Source organism: Enterococcus crotali, assembly GCF_000633635.1.
Lineage (GTDB): Bacteria > Bacillota > Bacilli > Lactobacillales > Enterococcaceae > Enterococcus_L > Enterococcus_L crotali.
In genome coordinates, this window is sequence record NZ_AYPQ01000003.1 from 91,549 (window position 1) to 113,824 (window position 22,276).

General features: G+C 37.3%; 24 protein-coding genes and 2 pseudogenes. 5 read left to right on the plus strand and 21 right to left on the minus strand.

From position 1 onward, the window contains the following. Window positions 1–265 precede the first annotated feature (265 nt). From V192_RS0108795 to V192_RS0108815, 5 genes are all read right to left on the minus strand, one after another. Entirely contained in the window at window positions 266–1,408 is a 1,143-nt protein-coding gene (locus V192_RS0108795) for an acetylornithine transaminase (protein ID WP_025870917.1), read from the minus strand. Then, on the minus strand, window positions 1,405–2,157 hold the full coding sequence (gene argB / locus V192_RS0108800) for an acetylglutamate kinase (RefSeq protein ID WP_025870919.1): 753 nt from the start codon (window positions 2,155–2,157) through the stop codon (window positions 1,405–1,407). The genes V192_RS0108795 and argB overlap by 4 nt, the downstream gene beginning before the upstream one ends. Before the next feature lie 57 nt (window positions 2,158–2,214). After that, window positions 2,215–3,246 (minus strand): N-acetyl-gamma-glutamyl-phosphate reductase, encoded by a 1,032-nt coding sequence (argC, locus tag V192_RS0108805; protein WP_025870921.1) that lies wholly within the window; start codon window positions 3,244–3,246, stop codon window positions 2,215–2,217. 305 nt (window positions 3,247–3,551) lie between these two features. After that, window positions 3,552–3,941, minus strand: coding sequence for a GyrI-like domain-containing protein (locus V192_RS0108810; RefSeq protein WP_025870922.1), 390 nt, complete (start codon window positions 3,939–3,941; stop codon window positions 3,552–3,554). 91 nt (window positions 3,942–4,032) lie between these two features. After that, on the minus strand, window positions 4,033–4,731 hold the full coding sequence (locus V192_RS0108815; protein ID WP_025870924.1) for a DUF554 domain-containing protein: 699 nt from the start codon (window positions 4,729–4,731) through the stop codon (window positions 4,033–4,035). Between the two features lie 240 nt (window positions 4,732–4,971). On the opposite strand from V192_RS0108815, the gene V192_RS0108820 reads away from it, so the two are divergent. From V192_RS0108820 to V192_RS0108830, 3 genes are all read left to right on the plus strand, one after another. Further along, complete coding sequence (locus tag V192_RS0108820; protein ID WP_025870926.1) at window positions 4,972–5,724, plus strand: threonine/serine exporter family protein; 753 nt, start codon at window positions 4,972–4,974, stop codon at window positions 5,722–5,724. Window positions 5,725–5,763: 39 nt separating this feature from the next. Beyond that, window positions 5,764–6,255 carry a threonine/serine exporter family protein gene (locus V192_RS0108825; protein ID WP_275574534.1) on the plus strand — a complete coding sequence of 164 codons (492 nt, stop codon included), beginning with the start codon at window positions 5,764–5,766 and terminating at the stop codon, window positions 6,253–6,255. Between the two features lie 81 nt (window positions 6,256–6,336). Then, complete coding sequence (locus V192_RS0108830) at window positions 6,337–6,765, plus strand: GNAT family N-acetyltransferase (protein ID WP_025870929.1); 429 nt, start codon at window positions 6,337–6,339, stop codon at window positions 6,763–6,765. Window positions 6,766–6,906: 141 nt separating this feature from the next. On the opposite strand, the pseudogene V192_RS19770 reads toward V192_RS0108830, so the two are convergent. The 7 genes and pseudogenes from V192_RS19770 to yycF all read right to left on the minus strand — a co-directional run bounded on the left by V192_RS19770 (window position 6,907) and on the right by yycF (window position 14,461). After that, window positions 6,907–7,754, minus strand: a pseudogene (locus V192_RS19770) (TIGR03943 family putative permease subunit). Window positions 7,755–7,767: 13 nt separating this feature from the next. Continuing rightward, a pseudogene (locus tag V192_RS19775) lies at window positions 7,768–8,672 on the minus strand (permease). A 203-nt stretch (window positions 8,673–8,875) separates the two neighbouring features. Next, window positions 8,876–9,682 carry an MBL fold metallo-hydrolase gene (locus tag V192_RS0108845; protein WP_025870931.1) on the minus strand — a complete coding sequence of 269 codons (807 nt, stop codon included), beginning with the start codon at window positions 9,680–9,682 and terminating at the stop codon, window positions 8,876–8,878. 53 nt (window positions 9,683–9,735) lie between these two features. Continuing rightward, complete coding sequence (locus V192_RS0108850) at window positions 9,736–10,617, minus strand: two-component system regulatory protein YycI (protein WP_025870933.1); 882 nt, start codon at window positions 10,615–10,617, stop codon at window positions 9,736–9,738. Next, the gene (locus V192_RS0108855; protein WP_025870935.1) at window positions 10,617–11,924 is read right to left on the minus strand and encodes a YycH family regulatory protein; all 1,308 of its coding nucleotides are present in this window, start codon (window positions 11,922–11,924) and stop codon (window positions 10,617–10,619) included. Before V192_RS0108855 ends, V192_RS0108850 begins: the two co-directional genes overlap by 1 nt. Continuing rightward, window positions 11,921–13,750, minus strand: coding sequence for a cell wall metabolism sensor histidine kinase WalK (gene walK / locus V192_RS0108860; protein ID WP_025870938.1), 1,830 nt, complete (start codon window positions 13,748–13,750; stop codon window positions 11,921–11,923). Before walK ends, V192_RS0108855 begins: the two co-directional genes overlap by 4 nt. Before the next feature lie 6 nt (window positions 13,751–13,756). Next, window positions 13,757–14,461 (minus strand): response regulator YycF, encoded by a 705-nt coding sequence (gene yycF / locus V192_RS0108865; protein ID WP_025870939.1) that lies wholly within the window; start codon window positions 14,459–14,461, stop codon window positions 13,757–13,759. Between the two features lie 185 nt (window positions 14,462–14,646). Here yycF and V192_RS0108870 point away from each other — a divergent pair, with 185 nt between their 5' ends. Continuing rightward, the gene (locus V192_RS0108870) at window positions 14,647–15,606 is read left to right on the plus strand and encodes a S66 family peptidase (protein WP_025870941.1); all 960 of its coding nucleotides are present in this window, start codon (window positions 14,647–14,649) and stop codon (window positions 15,604–15,606) included. A gap of 24 nt (window positions 15,607–15,630) precedes the next feature. Here the strand turns inward: V192_RS0108870 and V192_RS0108875 are convergent, their stop codons facing one another. Continuing rightward, on the minus strand, window positions 15,631–16,026 hold the full coding sequence (locus V192_RS0108875) for a MerR family transcriptional regulator (RefSeq protein ID WP_025870943.1): 396 nt from the start codon (window positions 16,024–16,026) through the stop codon (window positions 15,631–15,633). Between the two features lie 98 nt (window positions 16,027–16,124). Between V192_RS0108875 and V192_RS0108880 the strand changes: the two genes are divergently transcribed. Beyond that, the gene (locus V192_RS0108880) at window positions 16,125–16,913 is read left to right on the plus strand and encodes an SDR family NAD(P)-dependent oxidoreductase (protein ID WP_035011198.1); all 789 of its coding nucleotides are present in this window, start codon (window positions 16,125–16,127) and stop codon (window positions 16,911–16,913) included. Between the two features lie 39 nt (window positions 16,914–16,952). Here V192_RS0108880 and V192_RS0108885 read toward each other — a convergent pair whose 3' ends face one another. The 8 genes from V192_RS0108885 to V192_RS0108915 form a co-directional block, all read right to left on the minus strand. Then, the gene (locus V192_RS0108885) at window positions 16,953–17,618 is read right to left on the minus strand and encodes an MIP family channel protein (RefSeq protein ID WP_025870947.1); all 666 of its coding nucleotides are present in this window, start codon (window positions 17,616–17,618) and stop codon (window positions 16,953–16,955) included. 194 nt (window positions 17,619–17,812) lie between these two features. Beyond that, window positions 17,813–18,670, minus strand: coding sequence for a DegV family protein (locus tag V192_RS0108890; RefSeq protein WP_025870949.1), 858 nt, complete (start codon window positions 18,668–18,670; stop codon window positions 17,813–17,815). Beyond that, window positions 18,663–19,232, minus strand: a complete 570-nt coding sequence (locus V192_RS0108895; RefSeq protein WP_025870951.1) for a DUF1836 domain-containing protein — start codon at window positions 19,230–19,232, stop codon at window positions 18,663–18,665. Before V192_RS0108895 ends, V192_RS0108890 begins: the two co-directional genes overlap by 8 nt. Before the next feature lie 144 nt (window positions 19,233–19,376). Further along, complete coding sequence (locus tag V192_RS22135) at window positions 19,377–19,721, minus strand: hypothetical protein (RefSeq protein ID WP_239644624.1); 345 nt, start codon at window positions 19,719–19,721, stop codon at window positions 19,377–19,379. 17 nt (window positions 19,722–19,738) lie between these two features. After that, the gene (locus V192_RS22140; protein ID WP_239644625.1) at window positions 19,739–19,993 is read right to left on the minus strand and encodes a MarR family transcriptional regulator; all 255 of its coding nucleotides are present in this window, start codon (window positions 19,991–19,993) and stop codon (window positions 19,739–19,741) included. Window positions 19,994–20,183: 190 nt separating this feature from the next. Further along, window positions 20,184–20,831, minus strand: a complete 648-nt coding sequence (locus V192_RS0108905; protein WP_025870953.1) for a TIGR01906 family membrane protein — start codon at window positions 20,829–20,831, stop codon at window positions 20,184–20,186. Between the two features lies 1 nt (window position 20,832). Then, complete coding sequence (locus tag V192_RS0108910; protein WP_025870955.1) at window positions 20,833–21,603, minus strand: TIGR01457 family HAD-type hydrolase; 771 nt, start codon at window positions 21,601–21,603, stop codon at window positions 20,833–20,835. A gap of 6 nt (window positions 21,604–21,609) precedes the next feature. After that, entirely contained in the window at window positions 21,610–22,269 is a 660-nt protein-coding gene (locus V192_RS0108915) for a YutD family protein (RefSeq protein WP_025870956.1), read from the minus strand. Window positions 22,270–22,276: the final 7 nt, after the last annotated feature.

A 22,276-nucleotide genomic window follows, 5' to 3' on the forward strand; every position in this document is an offset into this window, starting at 1 on the left:
TCGTTCAACTTCGAATGAAAAATAGGAAAATTTGAAGTGGCGCTTTTTGCTACATCCAATTTTATCTTTTTTCCGAGAAGTTAGCCTGTGTTGCTGGATGATTTAAAAGCTTTACAGGCTCGTTCAACTTCGAATGAAAAATAGRAAAATTTGAAGTGGTGCTTTTTGCCACATCCAATTTTATCTTTTTTCCGAGAAGTTAGCCTGTGTTGCTGGATGATTTAAAAGCTTTACAGGCTCGTTCAACAAAATGAGCTTATGAAACTTATTTCATTAAAACCTTTTCGATAATCGCCAGTCCTTGATCGATTTCGGTTTTTGTAATCGTTAATGGTGGTAATAGACGTAAAACCGTTTTTCCAGCCTTCAACGCAAGCAAGCCTTCTACTTCTAATTGATCTACAACTTGGCTTAAAGTTTCTTGATCAACTAACTCGATTCCTACCATCAATCCTTTGCCGCGAACGTCGATGATTAATGGATTTTTTTTAGCCAGTTGCTTAAGTCCTTTCATTAATTGCTCGCCTTTGTTTTGAACTTCCTCTAAAAACTCTGCTTGATTGATGCGATCGGCAACAGTATTAGCAACACTGAGTGCTAATTTATTTCCTCCAAAAGTTGAACCGTGGCTTCCAGGACCGAAAGCTTCCGCCAACTCTACCTTGCCTAGCATCGCGCCAACAGGAATTCCATTACCTAGTCCTTTGGCCAGCGTAAAGATATCTGGTTCTAGCTGATAGTTTTCGTAAGCGTAAAAAGTACCCGTCCGGCCAATTCCAGTTTGAATCTCGTCAATGATCAACAAAACGCCAAACTTATGACAAAGTTTTTGAACGGATTGAATCCATTGTTCATCTGCTAGAACTATTCCACCTTCACCTTGCACCAACTCCAACATAACAGCCGCTGTTTGTTGATCGATTTCCGCTTCTAATGGGGCCAATTCGTTAAAAGGAAGATAAACGAAATCTGGTACTAAAGGAGCAAATCCCGTATGGATACTTGCTTGCCCAGTTGCACTCATCGCACCATAAGTACGGCCGTGAAAAGAGTTTGTAAACGTGATGATTTTACTTCGCCCAGTTGCCTTGCGGGCCAATTTTATTGCAGCTTCATTCGCTTCTGCCCCACTGTTGCAAAAATAACCAAGATAGTCTTTGCCATTAGCCAGCTTTTCTGCCGCTTGTTCTTGTAGGTGATTTTCATACAGATTCGGTGTATGCCACAAAAGAGTCGCTTGAGTTGCCAAAACTTGGTTTAATTCTGGATCATCATATCCTAAATTCATCACACCAATCCCGCTAGTAAAATCAAGATAACTTTTCCCAAAGTGATCTGTCAGTATATTTTTAGAACCCTTGATCAATTCTAGTTGTTTTCGTTGATAGTTTGGAAATAAATAACTCATGCATAAACCTCCTTAGACTTGATGATCGTTCCAGCCTTTTGAATTTGATTTGTGATATGAACTTCTTTTACGCCACCTTTGATGGCTGCAACGGCACTTTCTAATTTTGGCAGCATCCCGCCTTTAATAACTTTTTCTGTCTTCAATTTGGGAATCTCGCTGATTGCAAGTTCTTTTAACCATTGTTGCTCTTTTTTTACACCAGGTACATCTGTTAATAAGTACAATTTCTCAGCTTGCAGTTCTTCAGCTACTTTACAAGCAACATGGTCGGCATTAATATTCAGCCATTCTCCTTCTTTAGTCAAACCTAAAGGCGCAATGATTGGAATATGATTTGTTTCAAGCAAATGCTCCAACAGCTCAGTATCGACCTGTTCCACCTCACCAACTGCTCCCAACGTATTTTTGTCAAGAAATGTTCCAGTGATGATTTGTCCACAAGAAGCGTTCAGACCAACAACAGAAAACCCTTTTTGCTGAAAATGAGCTGTGATCATCGGCTGTACTTGGCCGATCAAAACCATTTGCGTAATGTTCAAAGTTTCTTCGGTCGTTACCCGCAATCCATCTTTAATCACCACAGGCACATCTAAACGCTGCATCATTTCAGAAATATAGTGACCGCCGCCGTGAATGATCACGACTTTTTTCTCTTCTTTTTGCCATTGATCGACCTGATCAAAAAATGATTTTGTTAAATTATCGCTGGCTACTCCACCCATTTTTATAACAATGACCTTCTTCATAGTTGTCGCTCCCTTTTTAAAGCCTAACATTATTTTCGTTATCGACTAGTTTTATCTTTATGGGTAAATTGGTAATTGATCCAACCCACATCGCTCATCAAAACCTGCAAAAATATTCAAGTTTTGGATTGCTTGACCGGCAGCACCTTTTCCTAAATTATCAATAACTGCTACGATCGTAACCAGATTTGTTTTAGGATTGTAAGCCAAACCAATATCACAGTAATTAGAACCGATCACTTGTTTAAGAACAGGATAATGTCCTGTTTCTTGAATACGAACAAATACGTTTTTCTCAAAATGGCTTTGATATAACTCGGTTAATTTCTCGTCAGAAATCGGCTGCTTCAATTTGGCATATGCGGTCAAAAAAATTCCTCTCGTTACTGGAATCAACGATGTTGAAAATTGAATGGCTTTGAGTTTTGGCGCCCATTTTTTGAACTGCTGCATGATTTCAGGAATGTGCTGATGGCTGTTCATTTTATACAGCGACATATTATCATGTGTGTCAGAAAAATGAGTTGCTTGAGAGATGCCTTTTCCTGCACCTGAAATACCTGACTTAGCATCAATGATCATCGAATCTAATTCAATGATGTTTGCTTGTAATAGTGGGGCTAAAGACAATTCTGCCACTGTCGCATAGCAGCCTGGATTGGCAATCCATTTCGACTCAGGCTTTTCACGATACTCAGCTAAACCATAATCAAATTTTCCAATCACATCCAACGGTGCCCCCGTTGAACCATACCATGTTTCATACGCACCAGAAGTTTTTAAGCGAAAATCACCCGATAAATCGATCACAGGAAAATCTGCTTCGATAAAAGGGATCGCCAACTCTTTGGAAATACCGCTGGGCGTTGCTAGTAAGACCAGCTCGCTTTGCGCCATAATTTTTTTAGAATCAATCTCTTCTAGCGGCAAAGAAATGAGTTGCTTCAAATGTGGATAAACAGTCTCTAATGATTTTTTATTCATCGAGTGACTATGGATCGAGACAACTTCAACAAAAGGATGTTGTCTAAGATATCGTAAAAGCTCCAACCCGCCATAACCTGTTACTCCAACAATAGAGACCTTCATCTACTTCACTTCTTTTCGTTTTATTTTTAGTCAATTGCGTCTTGTTTTTAATAGTATATGTTTTTCCGCTTCACAAGTCAACGGTTTTTTATTAATTTATACATTTTAAATAAATATTTATGCACGAAAGTCATATGATATACAGAATAATTTGCATAAAAAAAGTGAGTGAGATATAACTCTTCGAGTCATATCCCACTCACGTGAAATCCGGATAATTGGTAGAAGCAGATACAGTCATTACACTAAAACACGTTTCAATCTCATTAACCTTCGTCTTAGTCTTTTGAACAAACGGCCTCAATTTAAACGGAAAGATAAATCGTTACCGTACCATCTTTTTTATAATATTCAAGGTCCTTCTGATAGCTACGCTTTTCCTCCAAAGCTTCGTCTTTCCAAATAGCTTGCCACGCTTCACCCACACTTTGTGGATCAGTATCTTTCACTGGAATTTCAACGTAATCACCTGCAGTAATAACTGTAAAATCAGTATATTCAGCTTGTTCATTACCAACCAACAAGTCATAGTCACCTTTAAAATTGCTTTCATAATTTGAATAAACTGCGTAAAAATCACCTTCAAGTTGCATGGTTGGCACCTGATTCCATAACCCAATGATCTCATCTAGCCGATCATTATTCGTACGTATTTTGATTCCCTTGATCTTTTTTTCTGTTAATTGAATTGTCATTTTATCCACTCCTTATTCTATTGTACCAACAGTCTAGCACAAAAATGATGACAACATTATGTCACCATTTACCACAAAATTCTAAGAGCGACTACAGATAAAACTTGGCTGTAACGATGGCAATCAATAGCAAAATTCCTGGAAGATAACTAGAGACTCTAATTTTTGTAATCCCAATGATATTCAAACCAATCGCTAAAATCATCAAGCCACCGATCGCACTGATTTCTGCCATTAAAGCTTCCAGCAGTTCTTTAGGTATATAGCGCATCAAAACACTCGCAGCTAACGCGATAATTCCTTGATAAAGAAATACTGGTACCGCAGAAAAAAGCACCCCCACGCCCAAAGTAGCCGTCAGCATGATCGACATAAAACCATCCATTACAGCTTTTGTAAATAGCGTTTGATGCTGATTAGCGACACCACTTTCAATTGCTCCGATGATTCCCATCGACCCAATCAAAAAGATCAGAGAAGCAGTTACGAATCCTTCTGCAAAATTACTGCCTGGTTTCGCAAAGCGTTTTTCTAATTTTAAGCCAAATTCATTCATATTATCTTCGATTTTCAAAAATTCTCCAATCATCGCACCTAAACACAAACTAATCAGAATTATTATAAAAGAAGATGTTTTCAAAGCCATTTGAATACCTAAGACTAATACACCTAAGCCGATCCCTTTTGTTACGGTATCTTTCATTTGTTCTGAAATATTGCGCAAAATCGCTCCTAATAAACTGCCAAAAATAATTGCTACCCCATTAATCAATGAACCCAATAAAATCATCATTTCCCTCACAATCGTTCTTTAGTTTCACACTTTTTCTTATTATACGATAAGAAATCAGAAAGTGATAATATATTTTTGTAAGGTTCTTACAAAAATGGAAACCAACCGAATAATCACTCTTTTACACCGTTTAATCCATCTGTTTTACTATTTTTGTAACTCTATGCTATTTTTTCCAACTAGAATCAACTATACTAAATTATAGACAAATGTTTGAACGAAAAGTGAGGAAAATAAATGGCAACTATTGATATAGAAAAAGTTTTAGAGACTTGCTTGTTAGCAGGGAAAATCATGCTGGAAAGTGATGCCGAAATGTATCGAGTGGAAGATACGATGAGCCGCATTGCTTTAGCATCAGGAGATTATCGCCTGGTCAGCTATGTCACCCAAACCGGCCTTTTTGTAGGGTTAGATGGCACTTCAACGATCCGGATGGTACAAATTTTAAATCGCTCGATCAATTTAGAAAAAGTCTCAAGGATCAATCAGCTTTCCAGAGAATATGTAACTGGCTCATATACATTAGACGAACTCTTAGAACAGCTTAAAGACTTAGAACGGGAGCGAAAATTTTTTCCACTATGGCTAAGATTTATCAGTGCTGCTATTGTCAGTGGAACGATTATGATTTTATTTGGCGGTGTTTGGGCAGATTTATTTTTGACCTGTCTAATCGGAGGTTTTGGTTATGTTCTGTATTACTCAAGTTTAAAGATTTTGCGTATTAAATTTCTTTCAGAGTTTTTAGCTGCATTTTTTATCGGGTGTGCCGCTCTTTTAAGCAGTCAGATCGGGTTAGGCGTTAATCAAGATATGATCATTATCGGCTGCGTTATGCCCTTAGTCCCAGGTGTGCAAATCACAAATGCTTTGCGCGACTTACTAGCTGGTCATTATCTTTCTGGCGTTTCCAGAGGAACAGAAGCAATGATGACCGCTTCGATGATCGGCTTTGCGATTGCTTTTGTTTTCCAATTATTTTATTAAGAAATAGCTATCGGGATTTATTCCCGCTCATTTATAAGAATTCGGAGGGTTCATATGGTCAATCTACTGGTTCAATTTTCATTTAGTTTTTTAGCATCTGCAGCTTATGCTATCATTACGAATGTGCCTAGACGTTCGCTAGCAGCTTGTGGTTTATCTGGCGCTTCTGGCTGGATGCTTTATTGGTTAGCAGTTCAACTAGGAGCAAACGCAGCCTTAGGTTCTTTGTTAGGTGCTTTGAGTGTGGCTGCAGTTAGTTTCATTTTTTCTAGAACTCTAAAACTACCTGTTACTATTTTCAATATTCCTGGAATGGTTCCTTTAGTCCCGGGAGGATTAGCCTATCAAGCCGTACGAAATTTAGTGATCGGTAACTACGAAACGGCGATTTATTCAACCGTTCAAGCTATTATGATCGCTGGCGCCATTGCTTTAGGCTTAGTCTTATCCGAGGTTTTGAATCATAACATACGAAATTTTAGAGAAAAACGGGAAATAGTGAGTTTGATTCGAAAAAAAGAAGATAAATAGTGATTTACTAAATAAACAAGGAGGTGGCTTAATGAGTGCATTTGTTAGTCTTTCATAAATCAAATCAGAAAGGATACTAACATGATTAAAAAATTAGACAGTCCAACAGCAAAAGAATTGGAAGAAATTTTATCGATCTGGCTGAAGGCTAATCAGGAGGCACATCCTTTTATTCCAGCTTCCTATTGGCAAGAAAATCTTGCATACGTAAAAAAACAACTGCCTCAAGCTGATCTTTATACCTACAATAAAGATGAAACGATCATTGCATTTCTAGGGATCACCGAAACCTATATAGCCGGAATATTTGTCATGAATGGGTATCGTCAGCAAGGAATTGGCAAAAAACTTTTAAATGAAGTGAAGTCGAGATACAATACATTAACTCTGTCTGTTTATGCTAAAAACCAAAAGGCTCTTGATTTCTACTTAAAACAAGGCTTTCAACAAGTCAGTGAACAAATAGATAGCACAGGTGAGTTGGAGTATCAATTGGTTTGGGAAAAGTAAATAGCTTATTGTATGTAAACTCAATACAATAAATGATAGACCTGATTCATAACATCCAAAGTTATGAGTCAGGTCTATTGTCCGTACTATTCCCTTTAACTAGTGCGAGATCACCAAATACTATTATTCGTCCAATTCTATTTAAAATGAGCGATAAACATATTGATTTTTCGGCTCTTCAACTTTTTTTACTTTTGTAACATCTACCATCGGAAGCTCTCGCTTAAACGGCGCGTAGTACCCTGAATGAATCGTACCCGTTAATTCCACCCAGTCATTATTTTTAAAGGTCTGCCCCTCAGGCATATGGTCAATAAGCCAAATACTCCGGAATCCGCCACACAATGAATAATACCAAAACGGAAAACAAATATATTCGCTTCCTCATTTTGTGAAGAATTGAAAGCAAATCCTTTATACATAATCGTTTTTCCGATAAACTCGCTTGGATAATTATAAATCAGTTCCATCACTTCTAAATAATTTTCTTCTGTCACAGTCACTTTATCATCTTTGATATATTGTTTCAACGCTTGTTTCATTTGCTTTTCATACTCTGTTTTATCAAAATAAATACTCGTGTCCGGTTTCAAATACTGTGTCTCTACGTCAGGATCTCCTACTGACTCTTTACTTAGTGGAAAATTAAACCCTTTAGCCTCAACGATCGAAGTGTCTAAGCTAACTGTAGGAAACATGAAGCCCACGACTAAAGGTAATGCTAATAAAATATAGGCAATCCCTCTTTGATAGGGTTTATTTAGGCCATGCTCATGCTCATCTTCATGATGGTGATGATGTTCAGGTGTTTTTTTATCCTCTTCTTTATTCCAAAGAATCAACTGAACCATTGCCAAGACAAAAGAAAGCACCATCGATAAAATAGCTAAGTAGCGGTAATGAACATTTATATATTGGTTCAATCTACCTGACACCTGTAAAAACATCATCAGTGTCGTATAGCCAATTAAAATCAAAAATCGAATCATTTATCCATCCTCCTTAGATTGCCAACGCATACAGACTGACAACAACCGTTACAATACCGACAAATTTTAACATGAAGGATGTTTTGAAGTAACGTTTCATCATCAGTAAATTTTTGATATCCACCATTGGGCCAAAAACGAGAAACCCTACAACCGGTCCATTACCGAATAAACTCAGCAACGATGAACCAATAAAAGCATCAGCCTCAGAGCACAATGACAATGTCGCCGCTAAAACAAGCATGACGAGAATCGCTAACAGTTTTGTATGTCCTAACTGCAACATCGCACCTGTCGGCAAATAGGTCTGCATAGCAGCTGCTAATAATGAACCGAAAATCAAATAACGACCAGTATCAAAAAACTCATCGATTCCATGAGTTAAAACAGACCAGCATTTATGCCAAATTGTTTCTTCGCTATGCTGATGCTCTTCTTCTGCTATAGTACAAGCGCTATTAAAGGCAGACTCTTGTAAAATAGGTTCCTTATTGATATACGCCAGCCAAACACCGACAATCAAGGCAACCAACAGACTGCGACCACACGCCAAATAACAAATTTCACATTATTTCCAAAAGCTATAAAAGTTGAAAAAAGAACGATTGGATTAATGATCGGCGCTGTGATCATGAAAGCAAATGCTGTATACGTTGGTACATCTTTTTTTACAAATTGATGTACGATCGGTACGATACCACATTCACAAGAAGGGAAAAAGAACCCTAAAAAACTTCCCACAAGGATCGACAATAATTTATTTTTAGGTAGTATTCTTTTCACTCGTTCTGGCGTTAAAAATACGTGTAATGCACCTGAGATTATACAACCAAGCATAACAAACGGCAACGCTTCGATCACGATCGATAGAAAAATCGTACCCATTTGTAAAACTGAATGAGGTAAAAATTGAAACATCAAATTCCTCCTACTGCTAAAAATAACACCCGTAACTTTTTATAGATGCTTTTTTTAACATTCCAAAATATAATTAACTATACTGCACCCATTCAAAAAAAACAAGGCAAGTCAGCCTATATTAAATTATCTATAAGATTTTTGTTGCATAACAAAAAGGGTAAAACAAAACTGAAAAAACAAGTTTGTCTTACCCTCATTTATCAAATCGCAAATAATTCTGATGCCGAATCTGGATCTGTATCATACACATTAAAGTCAAAATTCACACCTAAACCTTTTTCAGCTAAAATTGATTCCATCGCCATTCTAGCGTGTTCTTTCGTGTTATTTTCTTTACTTAAATGCCCTAAATAAATCCGCTTCGTATGATCTCCAATCACGTCAGCCATCGTCAATGCACCATCGTCATTTGATAGATGACCTTTATCTCCTAGAATCCGTTGCTTTAAGCTCCAGGGATATGGGCCCATTCGTAAAATTTCTAACTCATGATTGCTTTCAATCAAATAAGCATCTGCATCTTTGATCGTTCCCCGAAGATGATCACTACAATACCCCGTATCTGTCAGCATCACAAATGAGCGGTTATCTTTAAAGAAACGATAAAACTGTGGAGCTGCTGCATCATGAGAAACGCCAAAACTTTCTATATCCATATCACCAAATGTCAGCACTTTTCCCATATCAAAGATATGCTTTTGCTCAACAGCAACATTTCCAATCAAGGGATCCATCGCTGCCCACGTTTTTTCGTTCGCATAGACATCTAATTTATATTTTCTAGCAAGAACCCCTACACCATGAATATGATCACGATGTTCATGGGTCACCAAGATTGCATCTAAATCTTCTGGCTTGCGATTCACTTCTGCCAATAATGAAGTGATTTTTTTCCCGCTTAGACCTGCATCTATAAGCAGCTTTTTATGTTCCGTTTCAATAAAAAGGGAATTACCTGTACTACCGCTAGCAAGAATGCTGATATTAAAAGCTTTTTCTTGACTCATTTTTCTACTCGCTTCCCTTCTTTAGTCTACAGCTACTTATTATACATCCAACACTACTGATTTTCCACCTTTGGTACAGTATTGTTTGTAATAATCGTATTGCTCATAGCATTGACTTGTTCGATCTGCAAGTTGTTTCCACTTGACTTGATACCGACAAACCACACTGGTACATAGACATTCTTTTCACGGATTTTATAAATTCTCGTATAAGCTAGCTCCATAAATGAAATCTTTGCGTTACTTGGAATTTTATTATTTATATACAACGTTTCGATGGCATCACGTTCAGAGAACAAATCCATCTTATCTCGTAACTCTTCGATCCATTGAATATGTGTTTGGGTATATTTATAAATCTTGTGTATCCCGTCAGTTTCATCTGATTTTTCTAATTTTAGTGAAATTTGTGCAGTATCATCTTTAAAAGGAATATCTTTATAACGCTGAGAAACAATCACCTCTGGGAATTCCCCATCTAAGTTGGAAAAATCTGGTAAATAACGATATTGATCGCCAAACAAGACACTATCTTGATCACTTAAAAAAGCTTCCAACGATTTCCCCACGTTTTTTTCATCAATAAAATAACTGGTTTGAGCAGAGTTCATCTGAGGGTACACAGTGACAGAGTTATCGATCAGTTCGGCACTATTTTTAAAAAAGTTACGGTCTCTCGTTTCCCGCTCATGTTGAATGGCATCATAAAAATTAGTTTGCTCACCACTTAGATAATAGCCTTCTCGTTTCTCACTTGAAAGTGTTCCTTTAAATGTGATACCATCTTTAGCCAGTCGTTTTTCGATGCTATCGGTTTGATCAGAAAAAGAGACATTATTTTCTTCTTTTAAGCCCTCTTGATAAATACCAAATAGAAATAAATTCAAGCCTAGAAAAGCAACGAAAAAAATCCACTCAATTCGTTTGAAGTCCATTATTCCACCTCCATATTCGCCAATTGCTCCAGTAATTCACGTTCTGGATACCATTTGTCATCGTAGCGAATATACCATTCTGGGGTCAAGTCGACAACTTGAGTTATTTCTTCAATTTTATGCCAAGTGTAACCAATAACTGTTGAACTGATTTTATCTAGATCAGCACCGTTTAACGTTAACTGCTCCAGCAAGTTTTCGGTACTTTCTAAAACAACTTCCTCCTCTGAAGGAATCGGAACTTGAATCGTATCCACGCTTGTTTCAATCACAACACTAGACTTTTCAGCTTTTTCATTGCCAATCGTAACCCGAACTTGGCCTTTATCATTTTCACTAAAAACAGGAAAACCTTCTACAAATGTTCGATAGTTGATCTCAGCATTCGTCCGATCAAAATAACGAATATTTCCCATGCTAGTACCTAGCTTTTTTATATAATTAAAGCTGTCAGAATAAATATTATCTTTAGCTGTTCTAGCTTCTAAATCTCCGTTAAAATGGATCGTACCTAGTTGTTCGTCTGCTGTCAAACGCTCACTGCCGCTAGTATAAGACAAATCATTACTATCCTCATTTGTTTGAATATTATCGGTATTGGCGAAAAAAGCACTCCGAAACTTGGTCACAGGCTGAGAAGCTAAGATATAACTATATTTTTTCATTTTTAAATCTTCAGACAGATAGTAATGTTTGCCGGCTATTGCCTGTTGTTCTAAAATTTGGTTGTATTGCACGCCAACCTTGTTCATTAAATTCAACACTTTATCACTATCAATGGTGATTGGCGCTTCATAAATATCTTTGTGATTAAAATCTAAGAAACGAATCTTATTTTGTGCTAAATCAATTTGAATACACGTGAAGAAAATTTCATCTTCACTAAACTCGGCCAATTTAAGGTCCAAGTCATAAACAGAAACATATTCACTTAACAAAAAGGGCCCTTCATAAAGCAATTCTAAGCCTTGATCCATCGAGAGATATTTTTCAAATTGCTGTGAATCACCACGAGTGACTTGTGTCAACTTTCCAAAAGTACTGTGTTTGATTTCATTTTGAATATTCGTAATCAAATTCTCGCTATTGTTCATTTCTGATTTGCCATCTTGCATACGAATCAAACGTAACGGTAAAAAGACATCTGTATCAAGCCGTTCATTAACAAGCGTTGCTGCAAGTTGAGCCTCATTTTTGATGGGCTGTTCTTTTTTTGATGAACTGACCCAAATGCTAACCGAAAAATATAAACTGAGCAGGACTAAAAAAATCAACCCTATTCGTACAATTCTTTCTGCTATTTTCATTCCCACCAATCCTCCTCATAAGGTTCATAAGGCAAGGATATATAAAAGGTAGAACCTTGACCTTCCTGACTTTCCACCCAGATAGCGCCATTGTGTGCCTTGATTACTTCTCTTGAGATTGCTAGTCCAAGCCCTGTACCGCCTTGTTCACGTGCACGAGCCTTATCTACTCGATAAAAACGCTCGAACACTTTATTGACATCTTTTTTAGGGATCCCAAGACCTTGATCTGTTACACTAAAGATAACATTGTTGTGGGTTTCAAGCAGACGACAGGTGATCTCTCCTCCGTCAGGAGAGTATTTGATTGCATTGTTTAAAATATTATCTAGGACTTGAATTATTTTATCTGTATCCAATTCTACCCATAAATCACGCTTGGTAAACTCACGATGAATCGAATAGTTTTTGTCATTTGCTTCAACCATCATATCAAAACGGTCTAAAACAAAATTGATCAATTCATTAAAATTAACATATTCTAGTTGTAATTCGGCATTGCCAGAATCCATTCTTGAGAGGTTCAACAAGTCATTGATCATACGGATCATTCGATCTGTTTCTTCTAAGGTGACCTTCAAGAAATTAGGTGCAATTTCAGGATTTTCCCAAGCGCCTTCGCTTAGCGCTTCGATGTAGCTTCTCATACTAGTTAGCGGTGTCCGTAACTCATGAGACACGTTGGAAACAAATTCCCTACGCTCCCGTTCGTTTTTCTCTTGCTCCGTCACATCATGAAGAACACAAACCAGTCCCGTAATGAAGCCTGATTCTCGGCGAATCATGGCAAAGTCAACGCGAATGATCATTTGATCTTCTTCCGTTGAAGATAAGGAACGATCGATCAAAATTTCTTCCGGCTCTTCCAACAATTTACGCAAAGTATAATCTGTTTCTATATCCAACAGTTCTAGTAAAGAAGAACCAATCACGTCTTCATCTTTCACATTTAATAAAGACAAAGCCATTTCATTGATAGTGATCACTTTGCCTCGTCGATCAGTAGCAATGACCCCGTCTGTCATGTGAGCCAGTACGCTATCTAGTCGGTTTCGTTCTGCCTCCATCGTCTCTTGGGCTTCTTCGATTCGTTCAGAAAGTTGATTGAATGTTTCCGCCAGCTGCCCTAGCTCATCTTTTCCATACACTTGGACTTTCCCAGTATAATCACCTTTAGCAATCCGCAGCGCCTGTTCCCGCATTTCACCGATTGGTTGTGTGATCGAGCGAGCAATCAAAAGAGTTACGATTATCGAAATTGCTCCTGCTATGATTGAAGCTGTAAAGAAGATGCGAGCCGTATCTGTGATCTCCTTGTACTTTCCTTCGATATTACTTTTAACATAAAGAACCCCGATGACTGTGTCGCCAGTCGGGGATTGGATAGGCTGAACATTGATGTAAACACGTCTATCATTATCCATTGCTGGATATTTCTTCGCACTAAAATCATCTAGATCGCGATAATCATTTTTCTTTCCAACAGTTCCTTGTCGATTTAAATCGCTTGTAGCTCTTACGATCCCTTTATCGTCAACTACACGAGCTTCCAGCGTTTCAGAAGCCGAGAAATCACTTAATGTTTTTTTCAGATTAGCATCAATCTCCGTACGATCTCGATTTTTTTCACCCAACTTCGTGCTTAGTGTACTTGCTAATTGAGTTACCTGTAAATCAACATTTTTTTTATAATCATTGATCGTTGTCGACTCCAGTTCACGGATAAAATAACCACCAATAATTTGGATCGCAATCAACAATAGTAAAATAAATGATAAGGCGATCTTAAAATTGACCGATTGAAAAAAGTGAACTTTTTTCTTCATAAATCACTACTCCTGTTCAGGGTTTCGAAGATAATAACCGACACCACGACGCGTAACTAAATAGGTTGGATGACTTGGGCTGTCCTCGATTTTCTCTCTTAGACGACGGACTGTCACATCCACAGTTCGAACATCACCAAAGTAATCATAGCCCCAAACCGTTTGCAGTAAATGTTCACGAGTCATGACTTGACCAAGATGCTTAGCCAAATAATACAACAATTCAAATTCACGATGAGTCAATTCAATTTTGCTTCCTCGTTTTGAAACCATATACGCATCCGGATGGATCGTCAAATCCCCAATCGTCAATTCAGACTGCGTTGTTGATTCTGCTTCTTTTGCATTCGTTGCACCGCGGCGCAGATTGGCTTTTACTCTAGCTACGAGTTCTCGATTAGAAAATGGTTTTGTCACATAATCATCTGCTCCTAATTCAAGACCTAATACTTTATCGATCTCAGAATCTTTCGCTGTTACCATGATGATCGGCATATCATACGTTTTACGAACTTCTCTAGCTACTTCCAGACCGTCCATTTTCGGTAACATCAGGTCCAGGATAATCAAATCAGGTTCTACTTCTTTGACCTTTTCAACCGCTTCTTCACCATCGTATGCTGTGAAAACTTCATATCCTTCTTTTGTAAGGTTGTATTTCACAATTTCTGAAATTGGTTTTTCGTCATCTACAACTAATATTTTTTTCATATAAGAGGCACCTCTTTTTTCTTTTGTGTTTTAATTGTCTAAGCATATTCTCTATCATTATACCTTATTTTGTCCACTCTTTCACCTTTGACAAAACAGACATTACTCTTTCTTATCTACATCTTGCAAAAATAAAGGTTTTCTGACTATAATTAGGAATAAGTTTTTTTAAAGGAAGCGATAAAATGAAAGCACCACGATTACATGCCGGAGATGAAATTCGAGTCATTGCCCCATCTAATAGTTTTTCCCGTTTAACTGATTACGGCATTCAAGCAGCTGAGAAGCGATTAAATGAATTAGGCTTCAATGTCACGTTTTCTGAGCACGCAAATGAACAAGATGTGCTTGGCTCTTCTTCAATCTTGAGCCGAGTTAAAGATTTACATGAAGCCTTTTCTGATGAAAATGTGAAAGGGATTTTAACGGCAATTGGTGGATTTAATAGTAACGAATTACTCCCTTATCTTGATTTCGAATTAATCAAACGGCATCCAAAAATCTTTTGTGGTTATAGCGATATTACAGCTTTATGTAATGCCATCACGACAAAAACTGAGTTACTTACTTATGTTGGTCCCCATTTTTCTAGTTTTCAAATGAATGAGCTACAGGCTTATCAAACACAAGCATTTTTACAGGCAACTACCGAAGAAGAAGCTTTTGTAGTATCTGCATCTGAATCTTGGAGTCAAGACGAATGGTACTTGCTTGAACCTACACGCACGCTTTATACCAATGAATGGAAGGTCTATAATCAATCAAGCCCTGTTACTGGAATCTGCTATGGCGGTAATTTGAGCACCTTTCAATTGCTTTTTGGCACTCGCTTTTTACCTGATTTGGAACAGACAATTTTGTTTGTGGAAAATGCTGAAGAAGATGATTATCACGATTTTGCTCGCGGTTTAGCAGCTTTGCTACAGGTTGTAAAGCATCCACAGGCGTTGTTGATCGGGCGTTTCCCTAAAGAAACCGAAATGACAGAAGAACGACTTTTAGCTATTTTATCAAAATATCCTCTATTACGAGAAATTCCAGTGATTTACGATATGAATTTTGGTCATACACAGCCAATTTTTACTATCCCGATTGGCGACAAAGCCACAGTGGATACCTCTCAAAAAACAATCACTTTTTTCTAAAACGAAGAATCCTCAAAGGCCTATTCACTGATTATCGGATTGGGCAGTCGAGGATTTTTTAGTGTATTCTTTTTCCAGCTGATCATATAGTGTAATCTTATCGTCTAATAATTCAAGATGCCCTTTTACCTTCTCGTATTCAGCTAGAATTTTTTTTCGATGATTCAATAATAAATTTTTACGCTCTGTAATCGTTGCATCCCCGATTTTCCTCAAGTGGGTGTAATCTTTGATTTCTTTTAAAGAAATTCCTGTATTTTTTAGCTTTATCACAAAATTGGCCCAATCAAGATCCTCTTCCTGATAAACACGGTAGTTATGTTCATCCCTTAAGGGTTCGATCAAGCCTTCTTTTTCATAATACCTCAATGTATACTCACTAATCCCAATTTTTTTTGCAAATTCACTGATTGTATAGATTTTTTTCGCCCCCTTTTAAATTTCTCCTTGCTTTAGAGTCGACTCTAAACCGTACACTCTTATTGTACCACCAAATTTACTTATTAGGAGGAAATATTATGAAGTACACCGTGATTACAGGAGCAAGCTCTGGGATTGGTTTAGAAGCTGCTAAGGCTTTTGGGGGACTTGGGAAGAATCTTATTTTAATCGCACGCAGAAAAGAGCGACTTGATCAGCTGAAAAAAGATTTATTAGCTGATTTTCCGACGCTTGAGATTGTTATAAAATCTGTCGACCTCTCTTTAAATGAACATGTGATCCGATTGTATCAGGAGCTAAAGTCTTATGATATCGAAACTTGGATCAACAATGCTGGATTGGGCTATTATCATGCCGTAGCTGATCAAGATTTGGAAAAAATCAGTCAAATGTTGCATTTAAATATCGAGGCATTGACTCTTTTATCCACACTTTATGTAACTGACTATCAAGATATAGAAAATACGCAGTTAATCAATATCTCTTCAGCAGGTGGCTATCGAAATGTCCCTAACGCTGTAACTTATTGCGCTACGAAATTTTATGTGAGTGCTTTTACAGAAGGAATCTCGCTAGAGCTACAAGCAAAAGGTGCTTCTTTACAAGCCAAAGTTTTAGCACCAGCAGCTACTGAAACAGAGTTTGCCCAAGTTGCAAACGGATCAGCTTCTTATGACTATACAAAGGGATTCTCCGTGTACCATTCAGCAAAAGAGGTCGCTCAACTTCTGATTGAACTCTACCAAAGCCAGCAGGTCGTTGGACTTGTTGACCGTGATACATTTGAATTCAACCTATCCGGGCCTATTTTTGATTCCTACCAAACAGGAATTAAAATATGTAGCAATATAAAAAAACTTGCTTGACAGAATAACTCTATCAAGCAAGTTTTTATTATCCACTTTTTATGCTTCAGTATCAAGTAAATATTTAGCCACTAAAGCCGCAAGTAAGCCACCAATCAACGGTGCTACGATAAAGACCCAAACTTGAGCTAATGCATCCCCACCTACAAAAATCGCAGGTGCTAAACTTCTAGCTGGATTTACAGAGGTACCCGTTAACGGAATACCTACTAGATGGATCATCGTTAAAGTCAAACCAATTACAACACCAGCAAGCTTAGCATTGCCTTTTTTAGCACTTGTTACAGTCATGATCACTAAAACAAAAATAAAAGTTAAAATAATTTCAATTGTTAATGCACCGACTGCGTTAAAATCACCAAATCCATTTTGACCTAGGTTCGTTGTTTCTTTCCCAGAAGCATTTAAAATAGATAATAAAGCAAATGAAGCAATCAAACCACCAACGATTTGGCCTACGATATAATAAACCAACTCCATCGTTGAAATTCGTTTATTGAACCACATTCCTAATGAAACTGCTGGATTCAAATGAGCTCCCGATACTGTACCAATGCTGTATGCAGCTGCAATGATCGTCAAACCGAAAGCTAAGGCAATCCCTGTTGTACCGATTCCTTCCGTTCCATTTCCCAAAACAGCTGTCGCTGTACCAAAGAAAACTAAGATAAATGTACCAAGACATTCTGCAATTGCTTTTTTCATCATTTTCTCTCCCCTCGTTTTATGCCAGAATAGATTACCATAACCACGAAAATTTTCATGATAGTTTCAACTAAAATTGAGAGAAAATTCAATGAGGAATATCTCAATTTAGCTGATACAATTCATAATAAATGGAAAATAATAAAAATACCAACAAAAGGCATCTAAAGATACACAGTTGTTGGTATTCAAAATCAATCTAACAGTTGGATGCCAATCCCTAAAAGTCCTGGCCCTGTATGAACAACTAAGGCTGGGCTGATCGTACCAAAATAGATTTTTTCAGCTTGTGGAAAATGTTCCTTCAATTTTTCATAAAAGCTTTCTGCTTCCGCTACAGCTTGCCCTTGCGCCACTGCTAACACAAATTTTTTATGGTCTCCAACAAATGCTTTTACTAATTCAAAAGTTTTATCCAAGCTTTTCTTTCTGCCGCGTGCTTTAGCTACGGTATGATAGACACCTTCACCATTACAAGAAATGATCGGATTTAGTTTTAATGCGTTCCCTAAAATCGAAGCCACTAAACCAATTCGTCCGCCTTTTTGTAAATATTCAAGTGTTGCTACATTGAAAAAAACTTTCGCTTTGGCAACGTTATTCGTGAGTTTTCGTTTAATTTCTTCCCATGAAAGACCGGCTTCTATAAATTTTGCAGCTTCGATTGCTTGAAGTCCGCTGCCGATCCCAATATTTTTTGTATCTAATACAAAGGTCTCTAATCCTTCAAACTCTTCGGCAATCAAACGAACAACATTGTATGTTCCGCTTAATCCACTAGAAATCGTAACTGCTAGAACTTTTTCATACCCATCTGCTTTGATTTTCTCGAAAATTTTTGTGATCGTTTCACCATCAGGTAATGAAGTACTCGGAATTTCGACGGTTAAACGTTCATAAACCTCTTCCGGCGTAATATCGACTTTATCAGTATAGATACGATCTTTATAAATAATTTGTAGCGGAATCATATACATTCCGTATTGTTCAACTAATTCTTGCGGCACATCTGTCCCCGAATCTACTAATAGAGCAATCTTTTCTTTATTCATTCTCGTTATCTCCATTTTCTTCTAAGTATTTTTGTTCCAATTCAATGACTTTTTCAGTAAATAGTTTTGTTGCAAAAGATAAGGTTGCTCCTTTTACAGCCATATAGTCTACTGAAATCGGTTGATCAAATGCCGCAACTGGTTGATTGCCCAACGCCTGAGCAACCACTACGGTCAAAGCAGCTTCTTGTTCCTCACAAAATAAATTGTAAGCTTCACGGATACCGATTGCTGCTCCTTGATACAAAATGCCTTGTTTGATCTCTGGTATCGTCAGCACTTGTTTTAACAGGGTAATTGCTATTAAAAAAGCTAGATGCTTTTGATTGTATCGTTTTTTCTTAGGTGCTGGAATCAATCCTAGTTTCACATAATTATTGACCATTGAGGAGGTCAGCAACGTATGTTTTTCTTTTAAAATCACTGGAGATAAATAGCGTTCAACGAGTGTGATCACCTGATCCATATACAATTCTAATTCAGGTAATTCATGCCATCTCGGTAAATGAACATCTACCAACTCTTTGCCCCAAACTTGTAAAGAGGTTTTTATTTCATTCACAAGATCCCTCCTTCTGTTTACAAAGATAGTGTAACATTATTTTAAAAAACATTCAATCTAGTTTTTAAAACTAGATGTAACAATACAAAAAAACAAGCTTTTCAGCAAAAGAAAGCTTGTTTTTACGCATTTACTTATTACTTATTAAAAATCGTTAAAGCCATCATCGTCCTTGATATCCCGATTGAATGGATCAAAATTAAATTTTCCTCTTTTGGGAAAATCAGGCGATCCAAACATGTCACGAGGATCAAAGTTTGGATCCATTTTGCCAGGGCCACCACCAAAACCACGTCCATGTCCTCTATGTCCATCGTGCATATGACGTGCTCGATAATCACGCTCTTCTTCTAGAGCATCCAACAACTTGTCCATAATAAGTTTAAATGACTCTTGTTCCGATTCTGACAATACATCAAAGATTGTTTCTTCTTCTTGTTTATTGTTATCTGCTGCGGCCATGCCCGCTTCTGTTAAGCGAATCACCATTACACGACGATCGCTTTCTAAAGGTTCACGCTGATATAGCCATTTTTCTCTAATTTCCCTAGTAACTCACCTAAAGATTGTGGGCGCATATCCAATAAATAAGAGAGTTCTTTTTGCGTTGTTTCAGGTTTAAGCTTTAACAAGTTTAAGACTCTTCCTTGTCCTCTATGGGGATTGCCAAAAGGCCCATGCTCTTTGCGGCGCTTCATAAAATACCTTTGCATCATGGCTTGTAAACGTAAAAATTGTTCCATCAGTGTTTGATCTTCCATAATTGATTCCTCCAGATAATAGAATATAAATCAGGTACCTGCCTTATATTATAAAGGCACCTACACAAAATGTCAATATCTTAGTATCAATAAAACTATTAGGAAAAACAAAAATTGCAAAGCTGCCTTCATAATAAAAAATCACTAGATGCAACTTGTCGCGTTAGCATCTAGTGATTTGATTATTCAACTATAACTTTTTTAGCTCTCGTTTGCCAAGAAGAATTCCAACGAAAAAGAAGAGCTCTAGAAATACAAAAAATAAAATAAAGCTATGCATAAAAAATTCTTCCGGTAAAACATTGATGATAGGATCTGTTGCAGGATCAAACAACCAATCATCATTATTGAAAAAAACACCGTGAAACGCTACAAAAAATTGATCAAAGCCGATTGCCATCACAGCTCCGAAAATAACTGGAAGAATCATTCCCCATTGAAATGGACGAATCAAGCGCCAAACTCTTTTTCGTTTAGCTAAACGAAAAAGAAAGATACCACTTGGGATCACAGTAACAATCAGTATGCCATAACAGAGTAAAAAAAGACGTTTAACTTCATAAAAATGAAAGGCACCGCTTTTTGACACCGGAAAATCAGACAATTGCAATGTATGATTCAAAGGATTATTTAAATAGGACATCAGTTGTCCATAATTTTTTAACAATGTTGGTTTATCTAATGAAACATATTCTAAAATATTTAGAGTATCGATATCTACAATGTACAATGGACGAAAATTAATAGTCAATGTGATGCTAAGAGAAACGATCGTTAAAATCACGCAGACTATTCCCAATCGCTCAAACCAAATCCAGCTTTTCTCTTTTTCTCCCATATCAAAAAGTCCATTCGTCTAAAGAATCTACAATATATGTAGGCTGCTTAGGTAACGTCGAAACGTCCGATTTTGCTGTAAATCCAGATAAAACAAGTAAGCTATCGATCCCATTTTGAAGTCCCGACTGAATATCTGTTTCATAATTATCACCAATCATGATTACTTCGTCATTATTCAAATGCATGACTTTTAGTGCTTCATTCATGATGATCGCATTTGGTTTTCCGATCATGATCGGATCTGTCTGTGTTGCTGTTTGGACTAAAGAAATAAATGAGCCTGCTCCTGGCAGTAAGCCTCGTTCTGTAGGGATACTCTTATCAGGATTTGTGCCAATAAAAGTGGCACCTTTTCTAATACAAAGGGCAGCAGTCGCAAATTTCTCGTAGTTAATCTCCGTATCTAATCCGACAACAACAAAATCTGGCTTCTCTTCATCCCATTCAAAGCCAGCAGCTAAAATCAAATCAACAAGCCCAGATTCACCAATCACATAGACTTTGTTTCCTTTCCCTTGATCTTTCATGTAATCGATCGTCGCAAGACTTGCTGTATAGACAGTCTTCGCTGAAACATGAATATCAAACTCCTGAGCGAGTCGATCAGCGACAGCTTCTGGTGTTTTGGTTGTATTATTCGTTACAAATAGAAATGGCAAGTTTCGTTCTTGCAGTTGCTCAACAAAACGTTTCCCTGCTGGAATGACTTCCTTACCTAAATAAATCGTACCATCTAAATCAATAAGATACCCTTGATAATGTTTCTTCACAGATTGTTACTCCTCACGTTGACGAATGGTAAATGAACGGTTGCTAGCGTCATTTACTTGTTTACCAATGACAGGTTTTTTCGCTTCATTTTCTTTGCGGTTCTTGATCACTGGCTTCGTTCTATTATTATTAACAGGCACACGTTTTTCTTCCGTATGTGCTTGATTCTGGTGAACTGGCTTTTTATTGGTTTTCTTGCGGCGAGTTTGTTGCTTTTCTCGTTTTCCGCCGATTCGTTCAATTACAAAATAAGCACAGCCAAAATTGCAGTATTCATATAGATAGTCTTCAAGTGTATCAATTCTTTGTTCAGGTGCAGCTTTGCGATTGCTTTCATTGAAAAAGCCTTTCAAGCGTAACTGATCATATCCCCAGTCTCCAACGATGTAATCATATCTAGATAAGACATCACTAAAACGTTCGCCTAAACGATCAGCATCAAAAGCCTCTCGATGATTTTTCACCAAAAGATATTGCCGTTCACCGATTGTCACATGAACATCATCGATCAATGTAACAATCTCACCTTTTTTCTTTTCTTTGACAGGTTCTTCTTTTATCTCTTCAAGGACAGTTGTGATCTCTTCTGTTAAGGTCGCTGCTGATTCTTGTTTATGTTTGATTGGTTTATTCGATTTATATGGTTTCTTTACTTTTTCTGTCATTTCTTCA

Excerpts from the sequence above, each read along its gene's own strand:
- V192_RS0108915 (WP_025870956.1), bottom strand. The coding sequence starts at position 22,269 with ATGACAGAAAAAGTAAAGAAACCATATAAATCGAATAAACCAATCAAA.
- V192_RS0108890 (WP_025870949.1), bottom strand. The coding sequence starts at position 18,670 with ATGAATAAAGAAAAGATTGCTCTATTAGTAGATTCGGGGACAGATGTG.
- V192_RS0108870 (WP_025870941.1), top strand. The coding sequence starts at position 14,647 with ATGAAAGCACCACGATTACATGCCGGAGATGAAATTCGAGTCATTGCC.
- V192_RS0108880 (WP_035011198.1), top strand. The coding sequence starts at position 16,125 with ATGAAGTACACCGTGATTACAGGAGCAAGCTCTGGGATTGGTTTAGAA.
- V192_RS0108885 (WP_025870947.1), bottom strand. The coding sequence starts at position 17,618 with ATGAAAAAAGCAATTGCAGAATGTCTTGGTACATTTATCTTAGTTTTC.
- V192_RS0108845 (WP_025870931.1), bottom strand. The coding sequence starts at position 9,682 with ATGAGTCAAGAAAAAGCTTTTAATATCAGCATTCTTGCTAGCGGTAGT.
- yycF (WP_025870939.1), bottom strand. The coding sequence starts at position 14,461 with ATGAAAAAAATATTAGTTGTAGATGACGAAAAACCAATTTCAGAAATT.
- V192_RS0108830 (WP_025870929.1), top strand. The coding sequence starts at position 6,337 with ATGATTAAAAAATTAGACAGTCCAACAGCAAAAGAATTGGAAGAAATT.
- V192_RS22140 (WP_239644625.1), bottom strand. The coding sequence starts at position 19,993 with ATGGAAGATCAAACACTGATGGAACAATTTTTACGTTTACAAGCCATG.
- V192_RS0108850 (WP_025870933.1), bottom strand. The coding sequence starts at position 10,617 with ATGGACTTCAAACGAATTGAGTGGATTTTTTTCGTTGCTTTTCTAGGC.
- walK (WP_025870938.1), bottom strand. The coding sequence starts at position 13,750 with ATGAAGAAAAAAGTTCACTTTTTTCAATCGGTCAATTTTAAGATCGCC.
- V192_RS0108810 (WP_025870922.1), bottom strand. The coding sequence starts at position 3,941 with ATGACAATTCAATTAACAGAAAAAAAGATCAAGGGAATCAAAATACGT.
- V192_RS0108820 (WP_025870926.1), top strand. The coding sequence starts at position 4,972 with ATGGCAACTATTGATATAGAAAAAGTTTTAGAGACTTGCTTGTTAGCA.
- V192_RS0108855 (WP_025870935.1), bottom strand. The coding sequence starts at position 11,924 with ATGAAAATAGCAGAAAGAATTGTACGAATAGGGTTGATTTTTTTAGTC.
- V192_RS0108815 (WP_025870924.1), bottom strand. The coding sequence starts at position 4,731 with ATGATTTTATTGGGTTCATTGATTAATGGGGTAGCAATTATTTTTGGC.
- argC (WP_025870921.1), bottom strand. The coding sequence starts at position 3,246 with ATGAAGGTCTCTATTGTTGGAGTAACAGGTTATGGCGGGTTGGAGCTT.
- V192_RS0108905 (WP_025870953.1), bottom strand. The coding sequence starts at position 20,831 with ATGGGAGAAAAAGAGAAAAGCTGGATTTGGTTTGAGCGATTGGGAATA.
- argB (WP_025870919.1), bottom strand. The coding sequence starts at position 2,157 with ATGAAGAAGGTCATTGTTATAAAAATGGGTGGAGTAGCCAGCGATAAT.
- V192_RS0108795 (WP_025870917.1), bottom strand. The coding sequence starts at position 1,408 with ATGAGTTATTTATTTCCAAACTATCAACGAAAACAACTAGAATTGATC.
- V192_RS22135 (WP_239644624.1), bottom strand. The coding sequence starts at position 19,721 with ATGGTGATTCGCTTAACAGAAGCGGGCATGGCCGCAGCAGATAACAAT.